Origin of the sequence: Citrobacter sp. wls716 (assembly GCF_005280975.1) — a bacterium.
GTDB lineage: Bacteria > Pseudomonadota > Gammaproteobacteria > Enterobacterales > Enterobacteriaceae > Citrobacter > Citrobacter youngae.
Map to the genome: position 1 here is coordinate 39058 of NZ_SZWX01000057.1, position 15751 is coordinate 54808.

Annotated in this window: 16 protein-coding genes; 6 read left to right on the forward strand and 10 right to left on the reverse strand. The window is 54.5% G+C overall.

All coding sequences use genetic code 11. The features are described 5' to 3' along the window. Positions 1 to 9: 9 nt before the first annotated feature. From FDX24_RS22005 to FDX24_RS22030, 6 genes are all read right to left on the reverse strand, one after another. A complete protein-coding gene (locus FDX24_RS22005; protein ID WP_086523573.1) occupies positions 10 to 261 on the reverse strand; it encodes a DUF3343 domain-containing protein in 252 nt (83 codons plus the stop codon). After that, positions 258 to 1025 (reverse strand): putative 2-hydroxyacyl-CoA dehydratase activator YjiL, encoded by a 768-nt coding sequence (gene yjiL, locus FDX24_RS22010; protein ID WP_061067157.1) that lies wholly within the window; start codon positions 1023 to 1025, stop codon positions 258 to 260. The genes FDX24_RS22005 and yjiL overlap by 4 nt, the downstream gene beginning before the upstream one ends. Before the next feature lie 9 nt (positions 1026 to 1034). After that, a complete protein-coding gene (locus FDX24_RS22015; RefSeq protein WP_137364932.1) occupies positions 1035 to 2186 on the reverse strand; it encodes a double-cubane-cluster-containing anaerobic reductase in 1152 nt (383 codons plus the stop codon). A 95-nt stretch (positions 2187 to 2281) separates the two neighbouring features. Then, entirely contained in the window at positions 2282 to 2746 is a 465-nt protein-coding gene (locus FDX24_RS22020; RefSeq protein ID WP_048212809.1) for a GNAT family N-acetyltransferase, read from the reverse strand. A gap of 13 nt (positions 2747 to 2759) precedes the next feature. Then, entirely contained in the window at positions 2760 to 4040 is a 1281-nt protein-coding gene (locus FDX24_RS22025) for a DUF445 domain-containing protein (RefSeq protein WP_115643944.1), read from the reverse strand. A 75-nt stretch (positions 4041 to 4115) separates the two neighbouring features. Beyond that, the gene (locus tag FDX24_RS22030; protein ID WP_048233971.1) at positions 4116 to 5042 is read right to left on the reverse strand and encodes a LysR family transcriptional regulator; all 927 of its coding nucleotides are present in this window, start codon (positions 5040 to 5042) and stop codon (positions 4116 to 4118) included. Between the two features lie 219 nt (positions 5043 to 5261). Between FDX24_RS22030 and FDX24_RS22035 the strand changes: the two genes are divergently transcribed. Both FDX24_RS22035 and metC read left to right on the forward strand, forming a co-directional pair. Next, positions 5262 to 6494, forward strand: a complete 1233-nt coding sequence (locus FDX24_RS22035; RefSeq protein ID WP_048212807.1) for a dicarboxylate/amino acid:cation symporter — start codon at positions 5262 to 5264, stop codon at positions 6492 to 6494. A gap of 31 nt (positions 6495 to 6525) precedes the next feature. Further along, positions 6526 to 7716 carry a cystathionine beta-lyase gene (gene metC, locus FDX24_RS22040; protein ID WP_048212806.1) on the forward strand — a complete coding sequence of 397 codons (1191 nt, stop codon included), beginning with the start codon at positions 6526 to 6528 and terminating at the stop codon, positions 7714 to 7716. Between the two features lie 80 nt (positions 7717 to 7796). On the opposite strand, the gene mdtM is transcribed toward metC, so the two are convergent. The 4 genes from mdtM to FDX24_RS22060 form a co-directional block, all read right to left on the reverse strand. After that, the gene (gene mdtM, locus FDX24_RS22045; protein ID WP_137364933.1) at positions 7797 to 9038 is read right to left on the reverse strand and encodes a multidrug efflux MFS transporter MdtM; all 1242 of its coding nucleotides are present in this window, start codon (positions 9036 to 9038) and stop codon (positions 7797 to 7799) included. Between the two features lie 323 nt (positions 9039 to 9361). After that, a complete protein-coding gene (locus tag FDX24_RS22050) occupies positions 9362 to 10012 on the reverse strand; it encodes a LysE family translocator (protein WP_137364934.1) in 651 nt (216 codons plus the stop codon). 48 nt (positions 10013 to 10060) lie between these two features. Further along, positions 10061 to 10876: an AraC family transcriptional regulator gene (locus FDX24_RS22055; RefSeq protein WP_137364935.1), complete on the reverse strand. Its 816-nt coding sequence runs from the start codon at positions 10874 to 10876 to the stop codon at positions 10061 to 10063. Between the two features lie 208 nt (positions 10877 to 11084). Then, positions 11085 to 12497, reverse strand: a complete 1413-nt coding sequence (locus FDX24_RS22060) for a PLP-dependent aminotransferase family protein (protein WP_137364936.1) — start codon at positions 12495 to 12497, stop codon at positions 11085 to 11087. Between the two features lie 177 nt (positions 12498 to 12674). Between FDX24_RS22060 and FDX24_RS22065 the strand changes: the two genes are divergently transcribed. The 4 genes from FDX24_RS22065 (at position 12675) to FDX24_RS22080 (ending at position 15578) form a co-directional block, all read left to right on the forward strand. Beyond that, positions 12675 to 12839 carry a DUF1127 domain-containing protein gene (locus tag FDX24_RS22065; RefSeq protein WP_071887315.1) on the forward strand — a complete coding sequence of 55 codons (165 nt, stop codon included), beginning with the start codon at positions 12675 to 12677 and terminating at the stop codon, positions 12837 to 12839. Positions 12840 to 12985: 146 nt separating this feature from the next. Then, positions 12986 to 13450 carry a MarR family winged helix-turn-helix transcriptional regulator gene (locus tag FDX24_RS22070; RefSeq protein WP_048212801.1) on the forward strand — a complete coding sequence of 155 codons (465 nt, stop codon included), beginning with the start codon at positions 12986 to 12988 and terminating at the stop codon, positions 13448 to 13450. Positions 13451 to 13456: 6 nt separating this feature from the next. After that, positions 13457 to 14524, forward strand: coding sequence for an HlyD family secretion protein (locus FDX24_RS22075; RefSeq protein ID WP_137364937.1), 1068 nt, complete (start codon positions 13457 to 13459; stop codon positions 14522 to 14524). Beyond that, positions 14514 to 15578 carry a DUF2955 domain-containing protein gene (locus tag FDX24_RS22080; RefSeq protein WP_137364938.1) on the forward strand — a complete coding sequence of 355 codons (1065 nt, stop codon included), beginning with the start codon at positions 14514 to 14516 and terminating at the stop codon, positions 15576 to 15578. Before FDX24_RS22075 ends, FDX24_RS22080 begins: the two co-directional genes overlap by 11 nt. The last annotated feature ends 173 nt before the right edge of the window (positions 15579 to 15751 follow it).

The window sequence follows — 15751 nt, forward strand, 5'->3', positions numbered from 1 at the left end:
CAGGCGTGTTCAGGAGGCGGGGAACGCGGCTATACAGCGCCAGTTTCCGTTTTCCTGGCGGTAGATAGATTCGGTATGCCCAGGGATCACCCATTCTTCTTCCATGCCAGTAGCACAGTCGATGTAGATGCAGAGTCCGCAACCACCGCGTAGCTCGCGGGGAATATCCGCCACCCGAAAGCGGACCCCTGCGGCCTGTAGCGCCTTGCGCATTTTGATGACACCGACAGTGGAATGAAACAAGAACAGCGTTTCCTTCACTGACGTTTCCCCTGACGCTGGCCTATCAACGCCGCTCCGATTGCACCGGCAAACTGTGCGTCGGGATGCGTGTGTACGGGAATGCCTACATGACCTTCGAGCATACGGGCAAAGGCGTGACAGTGGCTGACTCCGCCGGTAAATAACAGCGGTGCTTGTGCTGAAAGCCGCCCGATGAAGTTAGCGCTGCGTCTGGCCATTGCGTTGATCACGCCAGCCAGAATCGCCTCTGGCGCGATGCCCGCAGAGCGCAGGCTAATGACTTCTGACTCGGCAAATACTGTACACATGCTGGTGATAGCATGCGGTTCGACGCCAGCAGTAATCGTATCCAACTGCTCTACGCTGGCTCCGAGGGTGCGTGAGATAACATCCAGAAACCGCCCGGTTCCGGCAGCGCACTTGTCATTCATTAAGAAATCGCTGAGATTGCCATCGTCATCCAACTGGATGACTTTACTGTCCTGACCACCGATATCAATCACTGTGCGGGTGCCGGGAGCCAGCAATCGCGCACCAAGCCCGTGGCAGGAAATTTCAGTGACCTGTTTGTCGGCATAATCGACGAGCTGCCGTCCGTACCCGGTGAGGGTTAAAAATGGTCGGTTCTCCAGCCCAGCCTGCAACGTTTCCCATGCCTGCGCGATCGCGTCCGCGGGGCGAAAAGGCGTTGGGCAAAGGAAGCGGCGTCTGATGACGTTACCTTCCAGCAAAACGCCTTTCGTCGCCGTGGATCCAGAATCAATCCCAATTGAGTATGTCATCTGCGTTTCTCACAACATCTCAATGAATGCGGCGACGCGGGTACTGAGCTGGCCGATATCTGCGCTGGAATAGTCGGTTTCAATCGCGATATAAGGAATGTTGTGCTGTTGGCGTACGTGACGCTTAATAGCGAGTGATTCAACGGCGTAGGTGTGGCAAGCCTGCAAAATGACATCGACGACGCCGTCAGCCTGGTACTCTTCAACCATTTGACTGAGCATTTTCAGGCGTTGATCGTTAGGAGAAATACAGGAGCAGCCGATGGCGAGGTATTTATCAGTCAGCGCGTCGTAGACATCGCCGGTTTCCGCCACGTATTGTTCGGTGGCCTTTGCGCCGGTGCAGTTTTCATAACCCACGACCCAACCACCGTTTTCTTCAATGGCACGAACGACTTTCTCTGCCGCGCCGCCAATGGGGCAGCCGGTTATCAGGATGCGCGGACGTGACGCCAGACGTTTCCCTGCCTGCCATTCCAGATGTACGCGCTCGGCCATGCTATTAAGCTCGTCGATCAACGCTTCTTTATCAAAACGGAAGGTGGCGCCGTAGACGACTTTCAGAATGTCACTGCCGCTAAGCGCGGGTGGGTTAAGTTGGCCAACGCGGTAGAAATTCGCCAGCGCCCGGCGTTCCTGGTTTTTGAGAATAACGGCTTCACGCAGCGCAGCTTCGGTAATGGCTGTGCCAAAACGGGCTTCGACGACCTGCTGCAGACGCCGGATCTCGGCTTTCCATAGCGCACGGGAAGCTGCATCGCTGGCGCTGTTGGGCAGTTGCATTACATGTACCGCTTTAAATTCGGCCATGTACTCGTACATTTTCTTTTTACCATCGCAGGTGGTTTCGCCCACCACCAGGTCAGAGAAATAGAAGTAGGGGCATTTGTCGGTTTTGCCAAACCCGTAGCTGCTTTTGATTAGCGGACACAGGTTCCGCGGCAGATCTTTTTCGGCCTCTTCAATGGTTTCATCAGAGGTCGAGCACAGGGAAACGACGACCGCGCCCGCCGCCATCGCAATCTCCTGCGGCATAAAGGTGCAATAGGTCCCAACGAGCGGAATACCTTGCTCTTTAAGATCCATTACGGTGAGAAAACCTTTCTGACGGGCGTCGGAGAATTGATTGAAAATAGCGGGTAAATCGGTGATTAGCGACATGATTTTCCTTCCCCGTAACACGGGAGACAGTAAAAAGACGCCGCATTATAACCCTGTAATATGTCAGGTTTTATTGATGTGCAACAATTGCGCGTTTACAGATTACGGCTGTAGACCCGCGAGACTTCCCCCCACGGATGATAGCCTGGCCCGTCAAAGTAAAATCCCGCTTTCTCGTATAAACCTTCCAGGTCAGTACACAGATGGAGCTGCGTAAAACCCAGCTGTCTGGCCTGCTGTGCAATATGTTCGATCAGGCGAAACGCCAGACCGTGACCACGATAGCGAGGATCGATATAGAGCGCGCATAGCCACGGCCACAGTTCGCCGCGACTAATAAAATCATTGGTGATCAATCCAGCGCAGCCAACAATGCTGCCACCATCCTGTAGCCAGTACCACTGCGGTAGCGGGTTCTTTGCGCCAATACAACGGCGCAATGCATCCTCGTATACCGCCATGGAGTCTTCTGAGGCCCATTGCTGCTGAAAGTAAGCGGTGATCTCGTGCAGCTTTTCTGGCGTCTCGCGCAGGGAAAAAATGCGGATGCTCATCGTCATTGAATCTTCCTCCTTAAAAATTCGCCAGCGTCAACAGGGACGGAATTTGCGACAACAGATATAACACCAGCCCGATTGAACCGCCAACCAACGTGCCGTTGACGCGAATAAACTGCAAATCTTTGCCAATGTTTAACTCAATTTGCTGCGACATATCGCGTGCATCCCAACTTTTCACCGTGTCGCTGATATGGCGCGTCAGGAAGCTGGCGAACTCCGGGGCAACTTTATGCGCGGCCTGCTCCAGATGCCCATTCAGTGATGCGCGCAGGGCGCTGTCGGCTACCAGCGTTTCGCCGAACCACTGCCCGGCGCTGGCGATGCGCTGCTTCACGCGGGAATCGTCGGCGTTAATGTCGGTTTTCACCCACTGGCGCAGGTCTGCCCACAGCTCGCCAAGATAATGGTTGAAGGCTTCGTCTTCCTTCAGATAGCTTTTCATGCTTTCGGCCCGCGCGGCCATCTCAGGATCGTGTTTGAGCTTGTCGATGAGCTTAAACGTGGCGCGATCGAATGCGTGGCGGATCTGATGCGCCCGATCGTGGCTGATGTCATCCAGCAAGGAGTTAACGGCATCCGATACCAGCTCGGCGCTGTGCTCGCCCAGCCATTCGGTCGGCAGGATCTTTGCTTTCAGCGGATGTTCGGTTTCCAGCCAGTGCACTACCTGTCTGGCGATAAACGCCCGTGAACTGTCGCGCTGGAGCAGGGCGATAAGTTGGGCGATCAGCGTATCGAGCAGCACCTGATGGCGATTGTTTTTGGTCATGCTTTCCAGCATCAGCGCGCTGGTTCCGGAGAGATCGACCTTGTCGATGGCCTTGTGCACCGCCCGCTTGATCAGCCGCTGAATGCGCGAGTCGTCGGTCAGTTCGAGAAAACCGCTCATGATCTGCAACAGATGCTGGCCGATGCGCTGGGCGTTTTCCGGCTGGCTGAACCAGTTGCCGATCAACAGCGCCGGTTCATGGCGGCGGATCAGGGCTATCAGCGACTGGGTATCGAGGAATTTTTCTTGTACAAACTGACCAAGATTTTCGCCGATTCGGTCTTTATTACGCGGGATAATCGCCGTATGGCGCGAGATAAACGGGATCGGCACCCGACGAAAAAGCGCTACCACGGCGAACCAGTCCGCCAGCGCGCCGACCATCGCCGCTTCAGCAATCGCTTTGATCCCGAGTACCCAGAAGTTGGGCGGCAAAAACAGCGTGATGACGAACGTCGCGGCAGCGATCAGCAGCAATGAGAGCGCCAGGCGCTTGGCACGTTTGAGTTCAGCAATTTTATTCATAGGCTTAAGGATAGAGCCAGACGGGGGGATCGCGCAAAAATTGTGGCGCGTCTCCCATTTTCAGGTGGGAAGCGTTTATCCTGGGATCCAGTTATCCCACGCCGGTAAGGGACCAAGTTCTGCGACCAGAAAATCGATAAACGAACGCACCTTCGGATTGCTGTACTTACTGGGAAAATAGAGCGCATACAGGGCATGAGTTTCACAGGTGATGGTGCCGTCGAGCATCAGCGGTGTTATCTCTTCTTTTTGAATATGATCGCCAATCAGATAAGTGGGCAAATACGCCACCCCCTGATCTTCTAGCACCGACTTCAACAGCACCAGACTGCTGTTGGCCTGGATCGGCATATGCAGTTTTAACTGATGCAGTCGATCCTGTTCATCTGCCACCTTCAGTACCGGCGTGAGGCCCGGGTAAACCAGGCAATCATGATCTACCAGATCGCTGCGACGCTGGGGCATACCTTTTTTGGCGAGGTAGCCGGGTGAGGCACAGTACGCCCAGCGAACAGGCACCAGCTTGCGCATCGCATAGTTTTGCGGCGGCGCGGTGGAAATTCGCAGGGCAATGTCGAAATCCGTTTCGTTCAGATTGACGAAGTTATCGTTGAGATCGATATACAGATTCACATCCGGGAACTGGGAGCGATATTTATCCACCAGGTTTACCAGCCGGGAATAACCAAACGCAATTGAGCAGGTTATGCGTAATTCACCCTGCGGGTTATGGTAATAACCGGAGGTGGTGTTCAGGGTTTCGTCGAATTCTTTCAACAGCTTGTTAGCGCGATTAAAGAGATATTGCCCGGCATCGGTCAGGGTAATACTGCGGGTGGTGCGTTTAATTAATGTCGTGCCTAACGTATCTTCCATCGCCGCCAGGCTTTTACTGACCGCGGATGGCGAGACGTTGAGCTGCGCCGCGGCTTCTGACAATCCTCCGCAGTCGACGATTTTAGTAAAAAACTCCAGATGCTTGAGTGAAATCGGCGTACTCATAATTTCCTTAAATTCACAAGTGATTTGCAAAAACGGTACGAATAGGCCGTTACATTCGCCTTTTAAACATGCAACTATTGAATCACAGGAAACAACTTGCTGGCAAAATGAAAAAATAACAACTTAGGTGAGTTACGTCACAAAATAAAAGGAGGCGAAACGGAAACTCATCACATTGTGAATTTAATCTCATTAATTATTATTCTAAAGGTACCGATTATGTGGTCACGACTCGAACCCTACAGATCGTCGATTATTTTATTAGTTGCTCTGGTGATTGGCGGCTTATTAGGTATTTATGCCCCATCGTTTGCAGGTAAACTCCAGCCGATAGGTCAGATATTCCTGAACCTGTTATTTATGATTATTGTGCCACTGGTGGGGATCAGCGTCATGTCTTCCATCGCCAGTATGACCGACCTGAAAAGGTTGGGACGTATTATGGCGATTATCTTCATTGTTTCGATCGCAATGGCCTTTATTCCTGCGGCGGGGATCGTCGCGCTGGCGCTATGGTATAACCCGGCACAGGGCGTCACTATCGATCTCTCGCAGTCGGTGCAGGCGGGCAGCGGCAAGATGGATTTTGTCAGCATGATCACCACCAGCGACTTTATCGGACTGTTTTCTAAGTCCAATATTCTGGCGCTGATCGTAATGGCGATCATCGCCGGTGTGGCGATTGGGCAATCGGATCAGGCGGGTAAACGCATTGCGTCGCTGCTGGAAGATGCCAATACCGTGATCATGAAGATCGTCTCGATCATTATGAAGGTGGCACCGGTTGGTCTGGGCTGCTATTTCGCGGCCACCATGGCCAGTCAGGACTCTGCACTACTGTTAACCTTTGCCCGCGCTATCGGCCTGTTTATGGTTGCTACGCTGGTCTACTTCGTTTTTGGCTCGATTCTCTATTCGTATATTGGCGGCGGTATTCCGGCGGTCAAAGCCTTCTGGCGAAACGCGATTGAACCTTCAGCCACCGCGCTGGGGACCTGCTCTTCACTGGGAACGCTACCTGTAACCCTGCGCGCCGGTAAGGCGATGGGGATTAACCCGGAAATCGTTGATGTGTCCATTCCGCTACTGGTTAACCTGAACAAGGGCGGTGTGGCGATGATTGCCGCGCTGAAAATCGTCTTTATCTATTCCGTGCTGGGCATGGAATTCACTACCGAAACCTTCTTCCTGACGATGCTGATTGCGGTGCTCTCCGCCATTATCGTTGGCGGCGTGCCGGGCGGGGCGTTCCTCGGTGAAATCTTTATCGTCACCACGCTGGGCCTGCCAATGGAAGCGATTCCGATGCTGGTGGTGCTGGGCACCATTACCGATGCGCCGGCCACACTGATTAACGTTATCCATGATTTGAATGCGGCGCAGATTGTTGAACGGTTCGCAGGAAAAAAGCAGACCAACACTGAAATAAACTCTACTGCTGCGGTGGTATAGGTATTCACACGGATTAAGAACAGGAGATGTTATGAAAGACGCAATGAAGCTTGAGACGCACCTGGTTGTTGCTGGTCGTGACAAACGCTACACCCAGGGAGCGGTGAATCCGGTTATCCAACGCGCCTCTTCACTGGTGTTTGATACCGTGAAGGACAAGAAATTTGCCACCGCCAATCGTGCGAACGGCGAGCTGTTTTACGGTCGTCGCGGAACCTATACCCACTTTGCCTTCCAGAAGGCAATGAGCGAACTGGAAGGCGGCGTTGGCTGCGCGCTGTACCCATGTGGTGCTGCGGCGGTGACCAATGCCATTCTGGCGTTTGTTCAGGGTGGCGATCATATCCTGATGACCGGCGCGGCCTACGAGCCAACCCAAGATTTTTGCAATAAGATCCTGAGTAAATTCAACGTGGAAACAACGTATTACGATCCGCTGATTGGTGCAGGTATCGTCGATCTTCTGCGTCCGGAAACGAAGGTTGTATTCCTTGAGTCACCAAGTTCTATCACCATGGAAGTCCAGGACGTGCCGGGGATGGTGAAGGCTATCCGCGCGGTGAATCCGGAGATTGTCATTATGATCGACAACACCTGGGCGGCGGGCGTACTGTTCAAAGCGCTGGATTATGGCGTGGATATTTCTATTCAGGCGGGAACGAAGTACACCATCGGTCATTCGGACGGCATGCTGGGCACGGCGGTGTCTAACGCCCGTTGTTGGGATCGTCTGCGCGAGAACTCCTACCTGATGGGGCAAACGCTGGATGCCGATACCGCCTACAACGGCAGCCGCGGATTGCGCACCCTGGCGGTACGCCTTAAGCAGCATCAGGAGAGCAGTATCCATATTGCTCGCTGGCTGTCGGCAAGACCGGAAGTGGCGCGGGTGAACCATCCGGCGTTACCGGAATGTCCGGGCCATGAGTATTTTCAGCGTGATTTTACCGGAAGCTCAGGCCTGTTCTCATTTGTGCTGAAAAAGAGACTCACCGACGAACAGATGGCGAATTTCCTCGATAATTTCTCGCTGTTCCATATGGCCTATTCGTGGGGTGGATTTGAGTCGCTCATTCTGGCGAACCAGCCGGAAGAGCTGAACAGCATCCGCCCGGCTGGAGAGGTGGATTTCAGCGGCACGCTGGTCAGGGTGCATATTGGCCTGGAGGATATTGGCGATCTGATTGCCGATCTCGAAGCGGGATTTGCACGCATTGCGTAAGGTGATGTGAGCGTAGCCGGATGCGGCGCAAGCGCCTTATCCGGCCTACATAGTTGTCGTAGGCCGGATAAGCGGGCAGGTTAGTTTTCAGTGGCTAACGTCGTTGCCTCATGCTGGCGTACCCGTTTGAGTAAGCCTGCCAGCGTGAACACGACAGCGATCCCCGCCGCAACCGCCAGCAGATGAAACGAAATCCTGCCGCCGTTAAACCATAGCCAGCGTCCAATTTCGACAGAAACCGCCATCACCGTCAGGATCACCATATTCAGCGACGCGGAAACCGTACCCTTTGGTAAGTTGTTGGAAAACAGCGTAAAGCGGAACAGCGTCGGGAAGATCATTCCAATGCCAAACGCATACAGGCTCGTTCCCAGCACTGACCACAGCCAGACGTGCGGCAACAGCAAATTACCCGCGATCAGCACCGCTAACCCGCTCAGTTGAACAGGCACGGCGCGCCAGATAAAACTGGGTTGGGTTGGATCCTTCACAAAACGAACCACCACCATATTGGCGACGATCACCGCGCCAAATACCGGCGCCTGCGCCCAGGCAAACTGCGATGTGGTCATGCCGCCCGCATCAATCAGGATCACTGGTGAGACCGCCACCCAGCTCATCATCGGGATATAGCTTAGCGATAGCGTGGCTGCGCCAAACAGGAATACCCGGTTGCGGAAAACGTCGCGGAAATCGCGCAGTACGCCACGCGCGCTAAACGGCACCGTGCCGCGCTGGACGGTTTCTGGCATGGCTAACGCTAACCCAATCAGGGCGATAAACCCCATGACGGCAATAATGGCAAACAGAAACTTCCAGTGGACAAAGTGCATCAGCGCTGCTCCGGAGAGCGGGCCAATAACCGGCGCAACCAGTACAATAGAGGTGATTACCGCCATTAGCTTAATGGCCTTCGTTTGCCCAAACGCCTCCTGCACCGTGACATAACCCACAGTGGCGATAAAACAGATGCTGGTGCCCTGCACAAATCGGGCAACCAGAAATTGCGTCATTGACGTGGTGAACAGCGTGGCCGCGCAGGCGAGGGTAAAGATGAACGCCCCCGCGATCAGCACCGGTCGGCGGCCAACCCGGTCGGAAAGCGGGCCTAACAACCATTGCAGCGCCATGCCGCCTGTCAGATAAAGGCTCACCGCAGCCGGTGCCAGGCTGACATCGGCGTTGAAATCGCGCACGACATTAATGATGCCGGGCTGGATCAGGTCCGTCGACAGATAGGCGGCGAAGTCATATAAAATCAACGCGATGGGGAAAAATAGCGTCGTGGCGCGTTGGGAGAAAAACGCGAGAATCCGTTGCATAAAACAGCTCCTTGTCGGGAGAAAACCCTCAACGGGAATAGCGAAATTCAATACCGTCTTTGAGACGTCAGGCCGATGACAGAAAAAAGCAGACTACAAATGTACTGAATTTCATGTAATCAAAAACGCTGCCCGCGCGAGGCGCAAACAGGAGAAACGTTTTCAGACCCGGGTCAGAAAACGTAACGATTACAGGTAACAATCAGCACATCGCACCTCGGGAAGAATTGGTTGAATGGATAATAGCCACCCAAAGTGTAATGCGAACTGGATATTAATTAAACGGGTTTATCCGCTTTATTTGCAGAAATTCGTCACGCTTATCAGAAAGTGACGCTCTGCAGAAAACGCAGCGCGATCGCACCGCCGAAGACGATCAGTACGCCCCCGGCGATGCGTTCGATCCACACGATCCCCAAGGTTAACCGCCGCTGGATCTGCGGCAAGCCGATGAACATCACAATCAGCAGATCCCATAACAGCACCACGCTGGTCATCCAGATCCCGCTCACGGCTTGTTGCAGCAGCGTTACCGATGGGCCGATCAGGGCGGTCATCAGCGCCAGATAAAACAGCGCATTTTTTGGGTTAAGCAGTGACGAACCTAGCCCCAGCAGCAGCTGTTTACCAAATCCCGGGCAGGCAGACAGGGTGTCTGCTCCGGTCAGAGCTTGCGGGCGGCTGCGTATCAGCAGGCTGCCTATCCACAATAAATAGAGCGCGCCCAGCAGCTCAATAACCGTAAACAGCAGGGGAAGCTGGCGCAGGATCCCCCAACCGATAATCGCCAGCAGGATATACAGCCCATTGCCGACGGCGATACCCACACACAGCCCGGTGCTGCCGCGCATCCGGTAACGGGCGGCGTAACCGACCAGTAAAAAGAAGTCCGGTCCTGGGCTGAGCAATGCGACAAAATGCGCCAGCGCCAGCGCGGGGAAAGCAGAAGGAAAAAGTTCAGTAAGCAACGACATAGCGACCTCAGACAATGAATCTGAGAGAACTGTACGCCTGGCGCAGCGCTAATTATTGTCTGATATTGATCGTCCCAACGCGTACTGGCGCGGCGTGGCTGCAGTGTAGCGGACAAAGGTGCGATGGAAATGGCTCTGGTCGGCAAACCCGCTCTGATAGCCGACATCGGCAATCTCATCCCCGGCACGAAGCCGCTGGCGGGCATAGTCAACCCGCAAGATGTTCAGATAACTTGCCGGTGTGAGTCCGGTGTCCTGCTTAAAGGTACGGATCAGCGTTTCTTTACGCATGCTGCACTCTTGCGCCAAATCGCCCAGCGAGGGCGGAGCCTGCAGGTTGGTCTGCAACCGCTCGCGCAGATACTGGCCGGCGGCGCTTAGGTTTTCCGGTGCTACCGACTGCAATGGCAGCGAGCGCAGCAATGCTTGTGCGGCATCCGTTATCTGCGCTGTTTGCCGTTGCGGCATGAGCGCCACAAGATCCAAATAGCGCTGGAATAATTGCGCATCGCGAATAACGGGATCGCGCGAACAAAGCAGTTGATTGTTGTTCAACGCAGGCAGAAGGACAAGGCACCACCGGGCATCAAGATAAAGCATGTGATAGCTGCGAAACTGCCCGTTAACGGGATTACAACTGTGTGGCACCATTGGCGGGATCACAATCAGATCGCCCACTTTCAGGTGGTAATCTTTTCCATCGCACTGGCAGCATGTTTCCCCCTCAAGAATCGCCCCAATCGAGAGCTGAGAGTGGTGATGTCGTTTATAGGCCTGCTGGCTTTGCCAGGTGCTGCGTAGCTCCAGCCACGGGAGCAGTTCGTCTCGCCAGAACGATTGTGGAATATCCCGGGTGTGTGTCACATCGCGTCCTCCCTGAAAGTGATGATTTGTTATAGCACAGGCTGCGCGGTCAAAAAGCGGGAATGCGTATTGAGATAGCGATTCTGCGTGACGGGTTCCAGACAAATGCAGACGTTACATAGGGACGTATTTATCCCGGAAATCGCCTCGCAAAGAGAGATGGCTGGCTCTGCGCAATCGCCAGCCCGGTAGCACCGGGCGGTCTGATTTACTCCATTGCCGCCTTTACTGCTTCCCCGAGCTTTTGCATCACTTCCCGATGCTTCTCGTTGGGCGGCAATGCGCAGTTGATGCGTACACAGTTGCGATACTTTCCGGATGCGGAGAACAGCGATCCCGGTGCGACCTGGATTTTCAGGCGGCAGAGTTGCTTAGCCACGCAGACCATATCGACCTGGTGCGGCAGCTCAACCCACAGCATAAAGCCGCCTTTTGGTCGGGTGACGCAGATTCCGCAGGGAAAAAATTCCCGTACCCAGCAGGTGTAGATCTCCATATTACGCTGATAAATCTGGCGCATACGACGAATATGCCGATGGTAATGGCCTTCCCGCACGAAGGAAGCAGCCGCCAGCTGTGTAGCGGGAACGTTAGTGCCAATGACGGCGTACTTCATGTGCAGGAGTTTGTTGTAATAGCGACCGGGAACCACCCAACCCACGCGTAGACCAGGGGCGACGGATTTGGTAAACGAACTGCAGAGTATTACCCGACCGTCGTTATCCCAGGAGTGGATAGTGCGCGGGCGCGGATACTCTGTGGCCAGCTCGCCATACACATCGTCTTCAAAAATAACAATATCGTGGCGCTGAGCGAGAGCGAGGACCGCCCGCTTACGTGCATCCGGCATAATGAATCCGAGCGGGTTGTTGCAGTTGGGAACCAGCAGCACGCCTTTGATCGGCCACTGATCCAGCGCCAGCTCCAGCGCTTCAATGCTGATCCCGGTGTCTGGATCGGTTGGGATCTCAATCACCTTGATCCCTAAGCCGCGCAGTAGCTGCATCGTGCCGTAGTAGGCCGGTGATTCAACGGCGACAATATCTCCGGGCTGGCAGACCGTCAGCAACGCCAGCGACATTCCGCTCTGACTGCCGCTGGTGATCACAATATCATCTGCATTAACCACCGAACCGCTGTCCAGCATCAGGCGCGCAATCTGACTGCGCAGTTCACGGCACCCGGAGATTTCATCGTAGCCCAAAATCGCTTTCAGATTATGCTGCGCCACGCGGCTTAACTCGCGCCAGAGCGGCTTCAGGCTGGGTTGATTGATATCGGGCACGCCACTGCTGAAAGGCGTGATGGATTTGTCCGCGTTGTCTTTCAGCATATCCAGCACCTGATCCCACTGGGTTATCTCCACTGGACGCTGGACCGGTCGCGACATCAGCGGCACCGGAGGCTGCGCTTTTTGCGGCGCGACAAAGTAGCCGGAACGTGGCTGGGGGGTGATCAACTGGCGCTGTTCCAGCGTCTGATACGCCTGCTGAACGGTGCTGATGCTGACCCCGTGCTCCTGGCTCAGGCTGCGTACCGAAGGCAGTTTTTCGCCATGGCGATACAGCCCTTGCTCAATGCGTTCGGCCAGCAGATTGGCCAGATGTTGATAACGCGTCATGCTGTATCCCTCATGGGTACCATACAGATTAAAAAACCAGTACAGATTGGCGTGAAAAAAGCGATGCAGAATCCTTTTTAACCAATCTGTATGTTAAAGAAAAGTACTTTGTGAGTCTGTATTGTGCCTGGCCAAATCCGTGAAGATAAAGCCTCTGGCAAGACGGGGAGGCAAGGTATGGAATTTCACGAAAATAAAGCAAAGCAGCCGTTTATTGGATTTGTGCAGATCTGGCAGGTGATAAAACGCTGGCATTTGCGGGCGCAAACGCGGCGCTTATTGCAGCAGATGAGCGACGAGCGGTTGCGGGATGTCGGGCTGCGACGCGATCAGGTGGAGTGATTTTTCTTCACCAACAAAGGCCGGGGGCTACCACCCGGCCTCTTTTTCATTCATGGTATTTATCAATTCATGCTTCTGATTAGTCTGTTTCTTGATACTTACCCTGATAAGTATTATTTTCTTCTCAGCGATGAGGGGAAGAAAACATGACTGAAGATGAACGGTTTGCCCGCCGCCCGATGGGGATGCGCATGGCAATGGTGGTGCGGCAGTGGCGGGCCATTATTGATGCAGCCATTACCGACACAGGCCTGACGCAGTCAAGCTGGACGGTACTGATGCAACTGTATCAACTGGGAGACAACGTCTCGGTCAGTGAACTGGCACAGGTGCAGGGTATTGAACTGCCGCCGCTGATGCGCACCCTCTCACAGCTGGAAAAGCACGGCTATCTGCTGCGTTCCACATCGCCTTATGACAAACGCATTCGCCTGCTCAGGCTGACCGAGCAAGGCCGCGCAAGGCTGGACGAACTCAACCGGGTGATAGAGACATACCAACATCGCGTCACCTGCACCATCCCTGAGGCGGAACTCGCTTCCTTCAGCGCCACGCTCAATCAAATCGCCTGCAATCTGCGGACAATCCGCGAAGAAGACAATCAACACTAAAAAACTATGATGACCCCAGAACAAAAATTTGCCCGTTGGGTAAGGGTGAGTATTGCCGCTTTCCTGGTAATATTCGCCTGGTTTATCGTTGCCGATATCTGGATCCCGCTGACGCCGGACTCCACGGTGATGCGCGTGGTAACGCCTGTTTCCTCACGCGTTTCCGGCTACGTCTCGCAGGTGCATGTACACAATAATAGCCAGGTGAAAAAGGGTGACTTGCTGTACGAACTGGATCCGACGCCGTTTATCAATAAGGTTGAGGCCGCGCAAATTGCTCTTGAGCAGGCAAAGTTGAGCAACCAACAGCTGGATGCGCAGATCGCCTCTGCGCGTGCCAACCTGCGCACCGCGCAATTCAACGCCCGGAACGATAAGACCACCCTTGACCGCTATCAGCGCCTGAGTGCCATGCAGAACGTGTCGCAAGCCGATCTCGACAAGGTGCGCACCGCCTGGCAAACCAGCGAGCAGTCGGTGTCGGCGCTCAATGCCAGTATTCAGAACCTGCTGATCCAACGCGGCGAGCGCGATGAAAACCGCAACGTGACGCTGCAAAAATACCGTAACGCGCTGGAAGAGGCACAACTGAACCTCGGCTGGAGCAAAGTGTATGCACAGACCGACGGCACGGTGAGCAACCTCCAGCTTAGCCCCGGACTTTACGCCACTGCCGCCACGCCATTGCTGGCGCTGGTCAGCCACCAGACTGATATTGTGGCCGACTTCCGCGAGAAAAGCCTGCGCCACACTAAAGTGGATACCGATGCCGCCGTGGTGTTCGACGCCATGCCGGGCAAAGTTTTCTCTGCCCGCGTCACCAGCAGCGATGCCGGTATTCTGGCGGGCCAGGAGCAGGTTAACGGCCAGCTGTCGCAACCGGAACAATCTACCCGCTGGGTGCGCGATGCCCAGCGTATGCGTATTCACGTCGCGCTGAACGAACCGCTCGACACGCCGTTGCCGACCGGGGCACGCGCCACGGTGCAGTTGTATAACAGCGAGGGGATGTTCGCCCGCACCTTTGCCGGAGCGCAGATCCACCTTGTCAGCTGGCTGCATTATGTCTATTAACACCCTGGCTCACGTCTTTACGCCGCACGGGAATATTGTCTACACCGCCAATGATTTTCGCCAGACCCTGCGTATCTCGGTTGCCGGGACAATCGCGCTGAGTATCTCGACCTTTTATAACGTGCAGTACGGCGTGTTCTTTGTGGTTTATCCGCTGATGCTGCTGTCGCTGGTGCCGGTGTTCAACCGCCATGTGGCCAAACAGTTTGTGTTCAGTGCGGCGGTGAACTGCGTCGAAATGGTACTGATTGTCGGCTATCTCTCACAATGGCCGCTGATTATGACACTGGTGGTATTTGGCCTGTACGTGATGCGTTTTCGTTTGATGAGCAAAGGACCGCTGTTTCTGTTCGGCTCAATGGGCGTGGTGTGCCAGAGCACGATGCTCAACTTTATGAGCTATCCCACCACCAACTGGCATACGCTGATGTTCTCCAATATGGAAGCCTGCGTCATGGCGGTGGCGCTGAGCGCGTTGCTGCATTATCTGATCCCGGATGCAGAGCCCCGCCAGCCGCCCCCGCGCATTGAGAAAGATGACGCCCGGGTTCGTCACGAATCGCTGCTTTCCGGTTCGGTGGCGACAATGATTTTTGTGGTCTTTCAGGTTTGTGACCTGAGCGATTCGCTGTCGGCGCTGATGGCGGGCATTTTGATCCTGTTTCCGATGCATTATCGCGGCGCGGTGTTGAGTTCTCTCTGGCGTGTGGTCGGCGTGGTGCTGGCTTGTCTGTATATTCTGCTGGTGCAACTGCTGGTGTATGATTTCAGCAATCATATGCTGCTGATGATGCCGCTGATTGGCCTTGGACTGGCGTTCAGCGCCCGCCTGCACGTGATGGAAAAAGTCGGTGCGGGCGTGGGTTTTGCCAGTATCACCACCATCGGCATTATGTTCGGGCAGAACCTGCATCCGGATCAGGACCTGGTATTCAGCGATCTCTACCGCATCACTTCCGTTACCGTCGCGCTGCTGGCCACGTTAACGATGGTATTTCTGGTGCACCGGGTTTTGAACTGCTTTGCGGCGACACGATTTGTGATCACCGAGTGAGTGGAAGGTGAGTGCCGGATGGCGGCGTAAACGCCTTATGCTACCTACGAGAAAACGCTATTTCCAGGCCCGGTCACATCGCGTCACCGGGCAATTCAGATTGCCTGCTGCTTCACCGTTATCTAATTATTCAGAATAAGAGTTATTTGTTCGAAAAATAAAAATATATGAGT